The organism is Candidatus Agathobaculum pullicola (assembly GCF_052117205.1).
Taxonomy (GTDB): domain Bacteria; phylum Bacillota; class Clostridia; order Oscillospirales; family Butyricicoccaceae; genus Agathobaculum; species Agathobaculum pullicola.
Genome location: NZ_JBQKJP010000110.1, coordinates 1 through 1021, shown reverse-complemented (window position 1 = coordinate 1021; position 1021 = coordinate 1). Strand labels below are relative to the sequence as shown.

The window sequence follows — 1021 nt, the reverse complement described above, 5'->3', positions numbered from 1 at the left end:
GTTTCAGCACATCGGCTTTATATTCTTCCGTGTATTTCTGCCCCATCTATGACACCCTTTCTTGAATTCATTATATCACCTTGGGTGTGCGGTTTTATTGTATCACTCCAGACAGCGGACGGTAGTCTCACCACCGGTGAATCCCAGTTCATCCACCAGCCGATCATAGATACGTTTTGCGGTATGGCGCTGCTTCTTGGGGCTGCGGATATCTTCTTCCAAGCAGTGCCGGACGAAAGCTACCACATTCTCTGTCAGGATGGTGGCTTCCCAGCTGTAGTTTTTACACTCCCAGGGCACGCTGTCACCTTCCCAATACTTCTTGACGGTATTCCGGGAGATCTGTAGAGATGTGGCGATCTGCCGCTGACCCATGCCTTGCAGCCGCATTTTGCGAATCTGTTTGTAAATTTCCACTGTGATAACCACCTTTATTCGCCCCCTATGATATCTGCGACTATTATAGAGGACATCTTTGGGTGGCTCAATTATTCATGAGCGTATCCCTGTCAAGTGGCTCACTTTTATATTAGCGTTTACAAACCCTTTTTGCGAACTTCACTTGATGCGGGCCAACAAATTATCTGCCAAAGTGGGATAAATGATAGAACGAAAGGTATCGACGATAAAATCAATTCACTCACAGCATTTCTATCCAGCAAATAGAAAGAGAGCTAACTGACTAATCAAAATCAGTTAGCTCTCTTTTTATGAATAATAAAAAAATGTTGCCAAATCGTTGCCACGCAAAGGGCTGCTATCAGAAATCCGCATTTTTCAGAATGTAAAGCATAAATTTCTGCCATTTATTCGGTAAATGCAGATTTTTTTAGGCCGATTTAGCCCTCCGGTTTTATTCCCACTCCATACCGTTTGCAAGTAATTTAAGTAAATCTCCTTATCTAATAAGTGGAAATGTCAAGAAATGTGCAGTCTGGAAACACCCAAAATCTGAAAAGCATGGTAATACAGCGCAGTTTTCCGAAGTGGAGCGTAGCGGAACGCAGGAAAACTGCGGCAG

General features: G+C 43.7%; 1 protein-coding gene. It reads right to left on the bottom strand.

Annotated elements, in window-relative coordinates:
* Nucleotides 1–102 precede the first annotated feature (102 nt).
* Nucleotides 103–417 (bottom strand): helix-turn-helix domain-containing protein, encoded by a 315-nt coding sequence (locus tag ACTQ3V_RS15615; RefSeq protein ID WP_441468293.1) that lies wholly within the window; start codon nucleotides 415–417, stop codon nucleotides 103–105.
* Nucleotides 418–1021 lie beyond the last annotated feature (604 nt).